Source organism: Streptomyces sp. NPDC091292, assembly GCF_044757265.1.
Classification (GTDB): domain Bacteria; phylum Actinomycetota; class Actinomycetes; order Streptomycetales; family Streptomycetaceae; genus Streptomyces.
Map to the genome: position 1 here is coordinate 120543 of NZ_JBIVUQ010000007.1, position 14046 is coordinate 134588.

The 14046-nt window shown below is 73.1% G+C and carries 9 protein-coding genes; 7 read left to right on the forward strand and 2 right to left on the reverse strand.

Going from position 1 to position 14046, the window contains the following annotated elements:
• Positions 1–49 precede the first annotated feature (49 nt).
• Both ACIQNU_RS20860 and ACIQNU_RS20865 read right to left on the reverse strand, forming a co-directional pair.
• Positions 50–1666, reverse strand: coding sequence for an amino acid adenylation domain-containing protein (locus ACIQNU_RS20860; protein WP_401368336.1), 1617 nt, complete (start codon positions 1664–1666; stop codon positions 50–52).
• Positions 1663–3663 (reverse strand): beta-ketoacyl synthase N-terminal-like domain-containing protein, encoded by a 2001-nt coding sequence (locus tag ACIQNU_RS20865; RefSeq protein ID WP_401368339.1) that lies wholly within the window; start codon positions 3661–3663, stop codon positions 1663–1665. Before ACIQNU_RS20865 ends, ACIQNU_RS20860 begins: the two co-directional genes overlap by 4 nt.
• Before the next feature lie 819 nt (positions 3664–4482).
• Between ACIQNU_RS20865 and ACIQNU_RS20870 the strand changes: the two genes are divergently transcribed.
• The 7 genes from ACIQNU_RS20870 (at position 4483) to ACIQNU_RS20900 (ending at position 14045) form a co-directional block, all read left to right on the forward strand.
• Complete coding sequence (locus tag ACIQNU_RS20870; RefSeq protein ID WP_401368342.1) at positions 4483–5514, forward strand: GAF domain-containing protein; 1032 nt, start codon at positions 4483–4485, stop codon at positions 5512–5514.
• Between the two features lie 91 nt (positions 5515–5605).
• Positions 5606–6139, forward strand: a complete 534-nt coding sequence (locus ACIQNU_RS20875; protein ID WP_401368344.1) for a glutathione peroxidase — start codon at positions 5606–5608, stop codon at positions 6137–6139.
• Positions 6140–6997, forward strand: a complete 858-nt coding sequence (locus ACIQNU_RS20880) for a MerR family transcriptional regulator (protein ID WP_401368347.1) — start codon at positions 6140–6142, stop codon at positions 6995–6997.
• Positions 6998–7070: 73 nt separating this feature from the next.
• Positions 7071–8861: a trypsin-like peptidase domain-containing protein gene (locus ACIQNU_RS20885; RefSeq protein WP_401368350.1), complete on the forward strand. Its 1791-nt coding sequence runs from the start codon at positions 7071–7073 to the stop codon at positions 8859–8861.
• Between the two features lie 47 nt (positions 8862–8908).
• A complete protein-coding gene (locus tag ACIQNU_RS20890; RefSeq protein WP_401368352.1) occupies positions 8909–11464 on the forward strand; it encodes a tetratricopeptide repeat protein in 2556 nt (851 codons plus the stop codon).
• 11 nt (positions 11465–11475) lie between these two features.
• The gene (locus tag ACIQNU_RS20895; protein WP_401368354.1) at positions 11476–12873 is read left to right on the forward strand and encodes a VWA domain-containing protein; all 1398 of its coding nucleotides are present in this window, start codon (positions 11476–11478) and stop codon (positions 12871–12873) included.
• A complete protein-coding gene (locus tag ACIQNU_RS20900) occupies positions 12870–14045 on the forward strand; it encodes a hypothetical protein (RefSeq protein WP_401368357.1) in 1176 nt (391 codons plus the stop codon). The genes ACIQNU_RS20895 and ACIQNU_RS20900 overlap by 4 nt, the downstream gene beginning before the upstream one ends.
• Position 14046: the final 1 nt, after the last annotated feature.

Genomic DNA, 14046 nt, shown 5'->3' on the forward strand with positions numbered 1-14046 from the left:
ATCAGCGATGCGGACCGGTGACTCGGACGAGCGTGTCAGGCAGGGGCCATCAGCGGCTCCGCCCGAGTTCGGTGAGCAGCGCGTGCCTGTCGATCTTGCCGTTCGCGTTGAGCGGCAGCTCATCGAGGGTCACGATCCGGCGCGGAAGCATGTACGGGGGCAGCCGGCCGCCGAGCGCGGCGAACAGTTCGTCGGCGGACCTTTCGGTGCCGCCGACCACGGCCTGAAGCTCCAGTTCGCCGTCGGCGGCGGGTACGGCGAGGACGACGGCGTCCCGTACCCCCGGCGCCTGTCTCAGGGCGGCCTCGATCTCGCCGAGTTCGATGCGGTGGCCGCGGATCTTGACCTGGCTGTCGGTCCGGCCGAGGTGGACGAGGTGGCCGTCGCGCATGGCCACGCGGTCGCCGGTGCGGTACCAGTGCTGGTCGGTGAGCGGTGAGTCGGTGACGGGCGGTTCTGTGAGGGGCGGTTCGGCCTGGTCCGCGGCGTCCGCGACCGCCGCGTACCCCTCGAACCCCTCCGGCGGGAGGAACGCCCGTGCGTCGTTGGCCGGGTCGAGATAGCCGGGGAAGCGCTGCGGCCCCCGGACGCACAGCTCGCCGCTGTCGGCCGGGCGGCCGTCCTCGTCGAGCAGGACGAGGTCGAGCGTCGGGTAGCCGGTGCCGATCGGCGCGGTGCCGTTGGGTGTGGCCGGCCAGGTGTCCGGGTCGGACGGCAGGCGGTACGCGGTGCAGGAGATGGTCAGTTCGGTCGGCCCGTACAGGACCTCCAGGGCGGATTCGGGTGCGGCGGTGCGCCACTCGCGGGCCAGGGCGAGGGTGAGGGGTTCGCCGCCGAAGATGCTCCACCTCAGGGTGGGCATGCTGCCGGGCTTCAGGGTGCCGAGGCGGGACGCGAAGGTGATCAGCGACGGCACCGAGAACCAGTGGGTGAGCCGCAGCGCGTTGACCGTCTTGACCGGTGAGAGGAGCTGGCCGCGCTGCGGGACGACGAGGGTGCCGCCGGACGCCCAGGTGACGAACAGGTCGTGCACCGAGCCGTCGAAGGTCAGCTCGAAGGTCTGCGAGAGCCGGCTGCCGGGTCCGATGTCGTAGCGGCCCGCCATCTGCCCGAGGTAGGAGGTGAGGTTGCGGTGCAGGACCGGTACGCCCTTGGGGGTGCCGGTCGACCCGGAGGTGAAGATGAGGTACGCCTCGTCGTCCGGTCCGGCCTCGGCATGCACGAGCCGGGGCGCCGGATCGGCCGCCACGGCTTTCAGCTCCGGGCCGTCGACGACGAGTACGGGGACGCCGAGACCGTCCGCGGCCTCCGCTCCCGTCGCGTCCGCGAGGACCAGGCCGAGCCCGGCCGCCCCGGCGATCTGGGCGGTACGGGCCGCCGGATGTTCCGGGTTGAGGGGGACGACGGCGGCGCCGGTCCGCAGGATCGCGAGGTATCCGGCGTACGCGGTGACCGTACGGCCCACGAGCAGCCCGATCCGCCGGGGCCGCTCACCCCCGGCGGCTCCCTGGGCGGCGGTGAGCAGCCGGGCGGCCAGCCGCTCGGCGAGGTCGCGGAGTTCGGCGTACGTGAGCTGCTCGCCCTCGACCTCCAGGGCGGTGCAGTCGTGCGCGAAGGCGTCGGCCGAGCGGGCGAACCACCCGTACACGGTCAGGGGCTCGCTCATGACGCGGCTGCCTCGGGGGTACGGGCCTGGAGGGTGTGGATCCAGCGGCCCAGCTCGCCGACCGTGCGCAGCCCGCCGATCTCCTCCGGGTCGATCTCCTGCCCGGTGGTGTTGGTCAGCTCCACGATGAGCCGGAGCCGGGCGAGCGAGTCGATGCCGATGTCGTTGAGCAGCGAGTCGTCGTGGTAGGGCGTACGGGCATGCTCGCGCAGCACCTGTGCGAGCAGGTCACCGCCGTCGTCGCCGTCGTCGCGTTGCTCGCCGTGCCAGTACCGCTGGGTCTGCCAGGGGTAGCCGGGCAGCGGGACGTACTGTCCCGGCGGGCCGAAGAGGCCGGTCCAGGAGAGGTCGCCGCCGGAGCGGTAGCGCTCGATGGCGGCGGTCAGCTCCGGCTTCGCGGCGGCGCGCGCGGAGGGGGCGCCGCCGTGCAGCGCCCACACGATCTCCTCGTGGCTGGCCCCCGCGACGGCCATCCGGTGCGTGTGGTGCTGGCGGCGGGTCAGCGCGCTGAAGCAGATGTCCCGCAGCGCGTGCGCGGTGCCCGCGCCGCCGGGGCGCAGGTGGGTGGTGTACGACCGGGCCAGTGCGGCGAGGGCTTCGGGGGTACGGGCGGACAGCGCGAGCAGATACGGCGTACCGTCCGACGCGGCGGCGGACCCCGCGGGGAACCCGGCGCCGTCGGCCTGGCGGATCACCACATGGGCGTTGAGGGCGGACGAGCCCTGCCCGGAGATGCCCGCGAGGGCGGGCCGGCCGCGCTCGGGCAGGTCCTGGAGCTTGCCGGGGATCTCCAGCGGCAGCTTGTTCCACGCGACTTTGGGGTGCGGGGTGTTGTGGTGGAGGCTGGGCGGGACCTGGCCGTGTTCGAGGCAGAGGACGGCCTTGATCAGCCCGGCCATGCCACCCGCGGCCTCCGCGTGCCCGATGTTGGTCTTGACGGATCCGACGAGCAGCGGCCGGTCGAAGGGGCGCCCCTCACCGAGCACTTCGCCGAGCGCGGTGATCTCCAGCGGGTCGAGCGCGGGGGATCCGGCGCCGTGCGCCTCGACGAAGTCGACGTCGGCCGGGCTGACCCCGGCGTCCTCGTAGGCCCAGCGCAGCACCTCGATCTGGCCGTCGAGGGAGGGGTTGAGCACGGAGTCGCTGGTGCGGCCGTCGTTGCCGATCGCGCTGCCCTGGATGACGGCGCGGATGCGGTCGCCGTCGGCGAGGGCGTCGGCGAGGCGCTTGAGGACGACGACGCCGACCGCGTCGCTGGGGGCGTGGCCGTCGGCGTCCGCGTCGCCGAACTTGCTGCGGCCGTCCGCCGCCAGGCCGCCGGCCTGCGACATCATGACGCCCTCGTCGGGCCGGAGGGTGAGGTTCACCCCGGCGGCTATCGCGAGGGGGCTCTCTCTGGCGCGCAGGCTCTGCACCGCGTTGTGCACGGCGACCAGCGACGACGAACAGGCCGTGTCGATGAGGACGCTCGGGCCGCGGAGGTCGAAGACGTGGGAGAGCCGGGCGGGCAGCAGGGAGCGGAAGTTGTTGAACTGCGAGGGCGTGACGGTGTCGAGGCCCTCGCGGAAGCGGATCTCCAGGTAGTCGGCGCGGGCGTTGCCGACGTACACGGCGGTGCGGGTGCCCGCCAGCTCTTCGGGGCGGCGGCCCGCGTCCTCCAGGGCCTCCCATGCCGTCATCAGCAGGAGGCGCTGCTGCGGGTCGAGTTCGGTGGCCTCGGTCGCGGACATGCCGAAGAACTCGGCGTCGAAATCGGCCGCGTCCTGGAGGTATCCGGCGCGGCGGGAGGCGATCTTGCCGGGGGTCGGGCGGGTGCCGGGCCCCTTGCGTTCGGCGTGCAGCGCCTCCGCGTCGTAGCGTTCAGGTGGTGTCTCGCTGGTGGCGTCCACGCCGTCGCGCAGCATGTCCCACAGCTCGTCGGTCCCCGACGCGCCGGGCAGCCGGCATGCCATGCCGATCACTGCCACCGACCGTGCGTCCACGTCCGACCTGTTCATCACAACTCTCCTTCGATGCTTCGCCGATGTCCCTGTGCGATGGCGCAGTTCACTTGCTCCGCGGCACTTCGGTGGGCAGCGGAGTGGAAGGCTTCCGGACGGGCGGACACGCCGCAATGCCGCTGAGAGCCTCCCGGTTCCGGGCGGACGAGTTCGCATCATCGTGGGTTCGCATCATCGTGGTGGGGGACACGGCAGGGGCTACGGGCGCCTCACCGACCGGCGGGAACACGCCGGGGCCGCTGGGGCCTTGGCGAGTACCGCGGGCCCGGCGGTGCGGTGCGCGGGCGGCGTGCGGCGCGGGTCGGGGTCCGTAAGGCGGGGTGGTCGACGCGCGGAGATCTCACCGAACGGAATGTGCCTCCGTCACCCGAGGCGCGGCCAGTGCCAGGGGCAACCCGTGCACATACCACCGCTGCTCCGCCCAGGGACCCCTCGACGCGGGCATGCCGGAGCCGGCCTCCGGCCCCGAACACCGGAACCCGGAATCGGACAGGTGTCCGAGTCCGGGTTCGAGGTCCGAGGTCGTGCCGGATCGCGCACGCCAACGCCCAAATCAAGCCCACCGCACGATTGTCGTACGCGACATCGATTCGGTTCGTTCCGCTTCCGGGAATGGCGGGAAGTGATCGGCCGAGGTTGAAACACTGAAAAATTTGGACAGACTCTCTGATTCGGCGTCTGTCGCCCCTGCCCAGGCGCCCGTTGGGCCGTAGGGCTCTTGGGGGCTCGCGGGGGCGGTACGGGTGAGCCATCCGATACCGAAATGATTCCAGTGTGGCGATCGACACGTCCCAGATTCTGATTTCATCTGTTTTTATGGATCCCCTGACACCCGATCAGGCCCGGCGCGCGGGCGAGCAGCGGAGGCTTCGACTGCAAGTTCTCGGCCTCAACAGCGTTGAGGCCGAGGCCACGTTCGACCGCGTAGCCCGGCTGGCGGCCAGCTTCACCCAATCACCTCTGGCCATGGTCAACTTCATCAATGACGAGCGGCAGATGTTCCGCGGTATGTACATCCCGTCCGCCTCGCCCGACGACCGACCCAACACCGACGGCGGCGGTGTCGTCTTCGACCTGAGCGAAATCGCACGTGAAGCACCGAGCGACTACGGCTTCTGTCCGCACGTCGTGGCCCAGGGTTCCCAACTCGCCCTGGACGACGTCTTCGACTACCCGCGGTTCCGGGGCAACCCCCTGGTGAACGACATGGGTGTCCGCTCCTACCTCGGGACCCCGCTGCGCGACAACACGGGCATGATCCTCGGCACGGTCTGTGTGGCCGACATGGTGCCGCGGACCTGGGACCGCAAACTCAAGGAGGGCATGCAGGAGCTGACGGAGACCCTTCTGTCGGACTTCAGGCTGCGCGACAGCCTGCTGGCCCAGCAGCAGGAACTCTTCGCCGTGTTCGACGGCGCGCCCTTCCCCATCATGCTCACCGAGGGCCCGAACCATCTGCTCCGGTACGCCAACGGCAAGCAGGGCGCGGCCTTCGGGATGATCCCCCAGTTCAGCCCCGGGCGGCATGTCCTGCCCGGACTCGAAGCGGTCGGCGTCTTCAACGCGATGGACGACGCCTTCCACTCCGGCCAGGCCGCGACGCTCCCCCGGGCGTCGATCACCACGTACGACTCACCGGCGCCGCAGGACTTCAGCTTCCTGTGCACACCGGTACGGACCTCGCCGGGGGCGCCGATCAGCGGCGTCCTGACCGTGGCGATGGACATCACAGGGCAGCCGTACGCCGGTTCGGAGCAGCGGGTGTTCGCGGCGAATGTGCAGGAACGGTTCGAACGGCTCGGCGCGGCCGGAGTCCCCGGTATGGGAAACGCCGACTTCTCCCGATGACGGTCCCACCCCTCAAAGTTCCCGGCCGCCACTGAACGCGGCCGGGAACCACCGCCTCCCCCATCGCGTCGTGGCGTCTACCATCCGACCCATGGGTGATTTCGAGGCAGGACAGGACAGTGGCGGCGTTCTCGGGGTGGAGATCGGGGCCTTGCAAGGGGGGACTGCCGGGCTTGGGCAGTATCTGGGGAAGGCCCTTTTGGTGGTGAATGTCGCTTCTCGGTGTGGGCTTACTCCTCAGTATGAGGGGCTTGAGCGGTTGCAGGGGCGGTTCGGGGGGCGGGGGTTCACCGTGCTCGGGGTGCCCTGTAATCAGTTCATGGGGCAGGAGCCGGGGAGCGCCGAGGAGATCGCCGCGTTCTGTTCGGCGACCTACGGGGTGACCTTTCCGATGACCGAGAAGGTCGAGGTCAACGGGGACGGGCGGCACGAGCTGTACCGGCGGCTCGTCGGGTTCGCGGACGCCGAGGGGCACAGCGGCGACATCCGCTGGAACTTCGAGAAGTTCCTGATCGACCAGGACGGCCGGGTCGTGGGGCGGTTCGCGCCGCAGACCGAGCCGGAGTCGCCGGAGATCGTCGCCGCGGTGGAGAAGGTCGTGGCGTCCGGCCCGGCCGCCGGGTAAGTGCTCGGCATCGGCGACTTCAGCGCCCGTACCCGGCTCTCCCCCAAGGCGCTGCGGCTCTACGACCGGCTCGGCCTGCTCACGCCCGCCCATGTCGACGCGTCGAGCGGCTACCGCTACTACCGTGACGACCAGGTCGAACGGGCTCGTACGGTCGCCCTGTTGCGCCGTATCGACATGCCCCTCGCGCGGATCGCCGAGGTCGTCGAGGCCGCCGAACGCGACGGTGAGGCCGCGGCGCGGAGCGTCGCCGCGTACTGGGCCGAGGTCGAGGAGCGGATCGCCGGGCAGCGGACCCTCGCGGACCATCTCAGGGGGCGCCTGTCCGGGCGGAGTTCCGAGGGGTACGAGGCGTTCGGCGTCGATCTGGTCGACGTGCCGGAGCGGTGGGTGCTCTCGCAGTCGCGGTACACGCTGGCGGACGGGCTGCCGGAGTGGATCGGGGGGTCGCTCGGGCGCCTGGAGCGGGCCGCGGCGGAGTGCGGGGGTGCGACAGGTGCGCCGTTCGTCGTCTACCACGCGGAGGTCACCGAGGAGAGCGACGGGCCCGTCGAGTCCTGCGTACCGGTCGGCGATCCCGGGGCGGCGCGGGCGTGGGTCGACGGGCAGGGCAGGGCCGCGTGGGAGACCGGGCTGCGCCTTGAGCCCGCGGGCCGGCTCGCGTACACCCGTATCACCAAGGCGCATGTCGCGTATCCGCAGATCGTGAGCGCCTTCGAGGCCGTCGAGGAGTGGGTCGCGCGGCAGGGGCTGCGGGTCGTGGGGCCGTGCCGGGAGGTGTACTTCGCGGACTGGGACGCGGCGGGGCCCGGCGACGAGGTGTGCGACATCGCCTTTCCGGTGGCCGACGGCGGCTGAACCCCCGGCGATTCCGGCTCCCCTTGTGCAGCTTCGGACCCATCTCCCCCCGCTGCGCCTACCCTGGGAAACCATGACGGGGGATACCGCGGACACGGGCGAGCGGGCCAACACCCGGGTGGGAGAGTCGGGTTGGCGGGTGCGGCTGCGCCGCGCCACCCGGGAGCACGACGGTCAGCGGGCCGGGGATGCGCCGGGCGCCGTGCTGGGTACCGGGGTGCTGCTCGGGGGTGATCTCGTCCTCACCTGCGCGCATGTCGTCCAGGATCCGGTGACCGGGCGGCGGCCCGCTCGCGTACGGGTCGACTTCCCGTCGGTGGCCGGTCTGACGGACCCCCCGACGCGTACGGCGACCGTCGTCGAGGGGCACTGGCTGCCCCCGTTCGGCACCTCGCGGGGCGATCTGGCGCTGCTGGCGCTCGACGCCCCCGCGCCGGAACCGTCACCGATCACCCTGTGGCGCGGCGATCCCAGCGGGTTACCGGTCGTGGTGGACGGGTTCCCGGTGCGGGACTCGGGCGGGCGGTGGATCAGCGGGGTGTGCCGGGGCGCCGCCGGGCACGGGGACGAGCGGGTCGAGTTCGCGCCGGGCCGCCCCGAGCACCTGGTCGTGTCGGGGTTCAGCGGCGCCGCCGTCCTCCAGGAGGGCACCGACCGGGTCCTCGGAATCGTCGTGGAGTCGGGCGAGCGGGGCCGCCGGGGGCTGTTCGTGCCGACGGCGACCCTCGCGCGGTACCTGCCGGGCGTACGGCCGTACGTGACCGGGCCCAGCGTGATCCCCGGCGCGCACAGCGTCGGCCCCGACGAGGCGCGGGTCGCCAGGCCGCACGGGCTCCAGCGCACCGTGGTCGACTGGCTGCACGCGGAGCCCGGCGCGTGGGACACGGAGGTGCTGTTCCTCGACGCGGACGACGCCCGGGAGCGGCGCGCGCTCGACCTGGTCCTCACCATGGCCGACCGGGAGCGGGCACCGGGTCCGCCGGACCAGCCAGGCGCCCCCTACCTCGCACGGGCGGGCATCGCGCCACGGCTCGGCAGCATCACGCTGCTCATCGACGCGACGGACGCCGCACTCGACCTGCCGCAGGACCCGGGCCCGGTCGGGGTGGCGCTCACCGCGCTCGACCAGACGCTGACATTCTCGGCGGCGACCGGCGAGAGTACGCGGCCCGCCGTCGCGGTCATCGGGGCCGACCGCTCCCGTACGGAACCGGCCGTGGCGGCCCGGGTGCTGAAGGCGCTGACGGAGCGCGGGACGCGGCTGCTGCTCGTGCTGACGGGGAGCGGCGGCGAGTTCGCGCAGATGCTCCCGTATCTGCTGCCGGACGACCGGGCGGAGCGCTGGCTGGAGCGGATCGAGGGGCACGTCGGCGAGCTGGCGGCGGCGGAGCGCCGGATGGCACGCGTGTACCGGCGCGTGGAGCGGCACGTCTCGGGACAGGTCCGGCCGGTGGAGTACGCGCCGCGTACGCAGGTGTGGCTGGTCCAACTTCACCACGACGTGGCACAGCACGCGGCGATGGACGACGCGGCCGGACGGCCGGTACCGGCGCTCCTTGAACGGCTCGGCCGCGCCGAACAGGCCGTACGGACCTATGTGCTGCGCGCCGAACGGGCGCACCGGGCCTTCCGGGACACCCTGCGGGAGCACTTACGGCTGCGCCACCTGCTCGGCGCCTACGTCGACCGGCTCACGCGGCACGGGCTCGCGGAGCACCCCCGCGCGGTGACCGCGCACACCACGGCGGAGCGGCTGCTGATGGGCGATCCGGTGCCGTTGTCGGAGGCCGAGCGGGGCGTGGCGGAGTACGGGCGGGTGGCGCGCGAGCTGAGGGCGAAGTTCGGCGAGGAGGAGCCCCGATGAGGTGTCAGGAGCCCGGGTGCCCGGGGGTCGTGGTGCAGGGGCACTGCATGGCGACCGGTGAGGCGGTCGACACGGAGTCGCTGCGGCACTCGACGGTCACGGTGAGCGGCGAGGACGGGGGTGGGGGTGGGACGCGGAGTGGGCACGGATGTACCGGCGCGCTGGATCCGACGACCCTGGACCGGGCAGCGCTCGACCTGGCTGACGACGGTGGTGGCCGCGAGTTCATCGGCCCCGGGGCCACAGACCCCGCGTCCCGGCCCACCGGCTCCCTCAGTCGCCGCCCGCCCCGCCCCGCCCGTGTCACCCTGCCGCCCGAGGACGCCGACCCGACCGTGCTGCCGGATGTCGCCCTGGAGAACAGGGCCGCCGACCGGGGCGCGGCACCCGACGAGACGCTGAGCGCGCTGCGGCTGCCGCCGGACCGGCTGCTCGCGGGGCAGTACCGCGTCGTCAGCCAGCTCGGCTACGGCGGAATGGGCCACGTCTACCTCGCCCGTGACACGAAGGTCGACCACCGCGAGGTCGCCATCAAGTTCCTGCGCGCCGACACCGAAGCGAACACCCTGAGCAACCTGGTCAGCGAGCGGCGGGCCCTCGTCGACCTGCACCACGACGACATCATCCGGGTGTTCAACTACGGGCACCACGAGGGGGTCGGCGACTTCCTGGTGCTCCAGTACGTGGACGGGCTGACCCTCGACGAGATCGGGAAGCGCGCCCAGGCCGCCCCGGCCGACTTCGGCCGCGCCCGCTACCACGAGTTCGTCCTCGCGTACGGGGTCCGGGTGCTCGCCGGGCTCGGCCATCTGCACGCCCAGGGCAAGGTGTACGGGGATCTGAAGCCGAACAACCTGATGCACGACGGCACCTCGACCAAGTTCATCGACGTGGGGAGCGTCCGCAAGCAGGGGGCGCCGGGGGCGACCACCCACGGGTTCCGTGCGCCGACCATCGGTCCGCGCGGCGAATCCACCGGCCAGGACGACCTGTTCAGCCTCGGCGAGACGCTGCGCAGGCTGTGCGGGCTCGGCAAGGACCGCACGGAGCTGGCGAGACTCAGCGCCCTGGACCGGGTCGGCGCCCGCCGCACGCAAGGAACAGGAACCGGCTCCCGTACCGCAACCCCCGGCCGCATCTCGGTGGCCCCCCTCACCGGCCTCGGCCCGGTGTCCCTGGCCCGGGTCCTGCACCGCGCGACCCGCGACGAACGCGCCGAACGCTTCGCGACCGCCGAGGAGATGCAGCAGCAACTACGCGGCGTCTTCCGGGAGTTACGGTCGCTGCGGACGGGACAGGAGACCTTCGAGCCGTCGCCGCTGTTCCATCAGTCGCCGTACGCACTCGACGGCGAACTCGGCGCCGCACCCCCGCTCTCCCGCTGGGCCGCCGACGCCACCCCCACCCCGGCACCGCCCCGGACCGGCGCCCCGCCGGGGCCGCCCCCCGGCACCCCCGTCCCCCTCTATCCGGCGCCGACCCCCGCCGACGTCGCCCAGCGCCTCCCGGTCCCCCAGCCCGACCCGCACGACGCGCACTACGCCGAGATCCACCGGCTCGCCGACGACGACCCGGCCGCGCTGCTCCAGCACGTGGACCGCTGGCCCGCCACACCGGAGGTCCTGCTGCTGCGCTGCCGGCTGCGGCTGCGCGTCGCGGTCCGGGCGGCGCCCGGGTACGAGGAGTACGCGGCCCGGTCCCCCGACCTGGCCGCGGCGGAGGGTGAACTGCGGCGCGCGGAGAACGCGCTGGGCCCGAAGCTGGTGCGCTACGACTGGCGTATCGACTGGCACCGCGGCCTGCTCGCGCTCGCGGGGGGCGAGGTCCGCGTGGCCCACGGCCACTTCGACCGGGTGTACGCGGCGATCCCCGGCGAGTACGCCCCGAAGCTGGCGCTCGGCTACTGCGCCGAGCAACTGGCCGACTGGGACGCGGCGCTCACCTTCTACGAGGCGGTCCGGCTGCGGAACCCGTCCCTGGGCGGCGCCGCCTTCGGTACGGCGCGCGCCCGGCTCCAGCAGGGCGGCGCCGGATCCCGGGAACAGGCGATCAAGGCGCTGCACGCGGTGCCCCGGTACTCACGGCACCGCACGGCCGCCCGTACCGCCGCCGTCCGCATCGGCGTCGACCACACCCGCGACGCGGCCGAACTGGGCGTGGTCCTGGGCCGGCTGGCGCGGCTGTTCCACGAGCACGGGCTCACCGACGAGCAGGCGCGGCTGCGGATGAAGGCGGACGTGTGGGAGACCGCGCACGCCCTGCTCGCGGACCGCAGGCTCGACGCCGCCGGTCTGGCGGCGCTCGCGGCGGGCGCCGACGAACGGCTCGGCTTCCCCGACAACGAGAACGACCTCCGCACCTCGCTCGCGCGCTTCTACCAGGGCCTGGCCCATCAGGCCGCCCGCTCCGACGCCGTCTATGCGGACGGCCTCGCCGAACGGCTCCTGGACCGCGCGTACGAGGTCAGGCCACCCGGCTTCCGACACCACAGGGATGACAGGACATGGCTCGGCAAGAGAACCGAGAGAACGCGGAAGTGGCTGCGGTCGGTGGTCCCGGTAGCAACACCGGCACCGGCGGAACGGACCCGCAAGGAACCGTAGCTGCCGGTGTCGTGGTCGGTCTGGAGGTCAGCCAGGTCATGGAGCTGCCCGCCCCGACCGGCTCCGCCGCCCACCCCGAGACGGGGACCGAAGCCGCCGAACGGGCCCGGATGTACGCGGTCCTGACCGTCTCCGTCCACAAGCCCCCGACCACCGGCGCCAGGGCCGAGGCGCCGCCCCGCGCAGAGATCCTGCTCGTCGACCACTCGTCGTCGATGGTGTCCCCGCCGAGCCGCCTGGGCGCCGCCCGCGCCGCCGCGCTCGCCGCCCTGGACCGCATCCCGGACGGCACCCTGTTCGCGCTGGTCGCGGGCCGGGACCGGGCAGGCGTGATCTACCCCGTACGCGAGGACCTGGCGGTGGCGGGCCCGGCGACGCGGCGCGAGGCGGCGGAGGCGCTGGCGGCCCGCACCCCGGGCGGCGGTACGGCGATGGGGACCTGGCTGGAGCTGGCGGCGCGGCTCCTGCGCGACGGCGTACCGGCCGGGGAGCGCGACCGGTACGTGTGCCACGCGCTGCTCCTGACGGACGGCAGGAACGAGCCCGGGTACGAGTCGCGGGAGGAGCTGACGGCCCGCGTCGAGGCGTGCCGGGGACAGTTCACCTGCGATGTCGTCGGGATCGGGGACGCCTGGGAGACGGCGGAACTCCGGCTGATCACCGAGGGACTCGGCGGCCGGGCGCGGGCGGTGGGCGATCTGGCGCGGCTGCCCGGCGAGCTGGCGAGGCTGACGGAGGAGGCGGTGGCCCGGGACGTACGGGGGCTGCGGCTGCGGCTCGCGCACCGCAAGGGCGTGACCGTGCACTCCTTCGAGCAGGTGCACCCCACCCGGATGCCGCTGGAGCCGGCCACGGTGGACAGGTCGGCGGTCGAGGCGGGCGCCGGGGGCCCGGTCGAGGAGTACGCGACGGGGGCGTGGCGCGAGGAGACCCGGGACTATCTGCTCTGCCTCAGCGCGCCGTACCTGCCGGACCAGGAGGACCGGCGGCTGCTGCTCACGGCGGTCACCGTGGAGTCGGCGGACGGCGAAGGGGCGTGGCCGGTGCGGCTGCCGGAGCCCGCCGCCGTGTTCCTGTGCTGGTCCTCGCACGCCGACCTCTACAGCAGGCTGCATCCGAGGGTCGCGCACTACCGGCACGAGGAGCGGCTGCGGGTGGTCTTCGAGGACGGCTGCCGGGCGCTGCGGGCCGGCGGGACCGACGCCGCCGAACGGCACTTCGGTGAGGCGTGGACGCTGGCGCTGCGGACCCGGGACACCGGTATGCAGGAGCATCTGCTGCGCCTGGTCAGGGTGCTGGACGCGACCAGGGGTGAGGTGGAACTGCGCCCGGAGATCCCCCGGTTCGACATCGAGGCGGCCCGGGTGCACCTCAGTGAGACGGTCCTGCCGGGGCGGGACGGGTCATGAGGGAGACGGCGGACCGGATACGCCGGGCGGTGGTCGCGGCGGGGGCCGTCACGGACGCCGTGGTCCGCCGCGTCGGCCGCTACCTGTGGCCGAGGTCGAAAGGGAACCGGAACCGCGCGTATCTGCGGGACCGGCTGATCGCGCTGCCCCTGCTCGGCGTGGTGTCGTTCACCGCGTTCGCCTGGGGGTACGCGGAGCTGCGCGGCGACAGCGCCTACGTACGGGACCAGCTCGCGCCCGCGCTCGCGGACCTCGCGGACGCCAAGGTGTCGCTGCGGATCGCGCAGGAGGAGGCGGTGAAGAGCCTCGGCACCGAGCAGGCCGTCGAGCTGGGCGGGCTCAGCGAGCGGTACCGCACCCGCCTCAGCCGGGCGAGCCAGGACCTCGGCCAGGTCGCGCAGAGCGGTGCGCTCACCGTGTCGCAGCGGCAGGAACTCCAGGTGGTGTCCGGTCTGCTCACCGACTACAGCGGCTGGATCAGCCGCGCCCAGGCCCATGTGGCCAACCCGGTGCTCCGGCTGGCCGAACTCTCCTACGCCCAGGGCATGTTGTACTCCCCCGCGCCCGCCGCCGAGCCCGCCGGCAAACCCACCGCCAAGCCCGCCGCGTCCCAGGCGACGACCGTCGTGGACCGGATCTCGGCGCTGGAGGACCAGTTGCGGGGGCGGCTCACCGAGCGCGCCGCGTGGGGGCCACGGGTCCTCACGGCGGGCGCCGTGTCGGCGGTGGGGTTCGCGCTGTTCGGCTACGGCCTCTGGCACACGCTCGGCTTCCTCAGGCGCCGCTTCCGGATCAGGCTGAGTCTGCCGCTGGTGGTGGCCGCGGTGCCGCTGGTGGTGATCCCGTTCCTCACCGCCGACGGGATCCTCGCCCAGCGCGCCCAGCACGCCGTCCAGTCGACGGCGCGGGAGCTGACCGACAAGACGTCGGCCGCGAAGGAGACGGAGACCGAGAACCATCCGTTCCAGGCCCCGCACCGGCAGTCCGTCGCCCGGCTCACCGGCGTGATCGACCGGCGGCTCGCGGCGGGCCGCACACCGGGCCCCGACCTGGCGTGGCTCACACCGTTCGTGTTCCCCGCCGGACTGGTCACGGCGGCCGTCACGGCGGGCGCGCTGCACGGCTACCGCCGCGAGTACCTGACCGTCACCCGCCACGGAGCCGCCACATGAG

Coding starts and splice junctions, on each gene's coding strand:
- ACIQNU_RS20860 (WP_401368336.1), bottom strand. CDS start 1,666: ATGAGCGAGCCCCTGACCGTGTACGGGTGGTTCGCCCGCTCGGCCGAC.
- ACIQNU_RS20865 (WP_401368339.1), bottom strand. CDS start 3,663: ATGAACAGGTCGGACGTGGACGCACGGTCGGTGGCAGTGATCGGCATG.
- ACIQNU_RS20870 (WP_401368342.1), top strand. CDS start 4,483: ATGGATCCCCTGACACCCGATCAGGCCCGGCGCGCGGGCGAGCAGCGG.
- ACIQNU_RS20875 (WP_401368344.1), top strand. CDS start 5,606: ATGGGTGATTTCGAGGCAGGACAGGACAGTGGCGGCGTTCTCGGGGTG.
- ACIQNU_RS20885 (WP_401368350.1), top strand. CDS start 7,071: ATGACGGGGGATACCGCGGACACGGGCGAGCGGGCCAACACCCGGGTG.
- ACIQNU_RS20890 (WP_401368352.1), top strand. CDS start 8,909: ATGGCGACCGGTGAGGCGGTCGACACGGAGTCGCTGCGGCACTCGACG.
- ACIQNU_RS20900 (WP_401368357.1), top strand. CDS start 12,870: ATGAGGGAGACGGCGGACCGGATACGCCGGGCGGTGGTCGCGGCGGGG.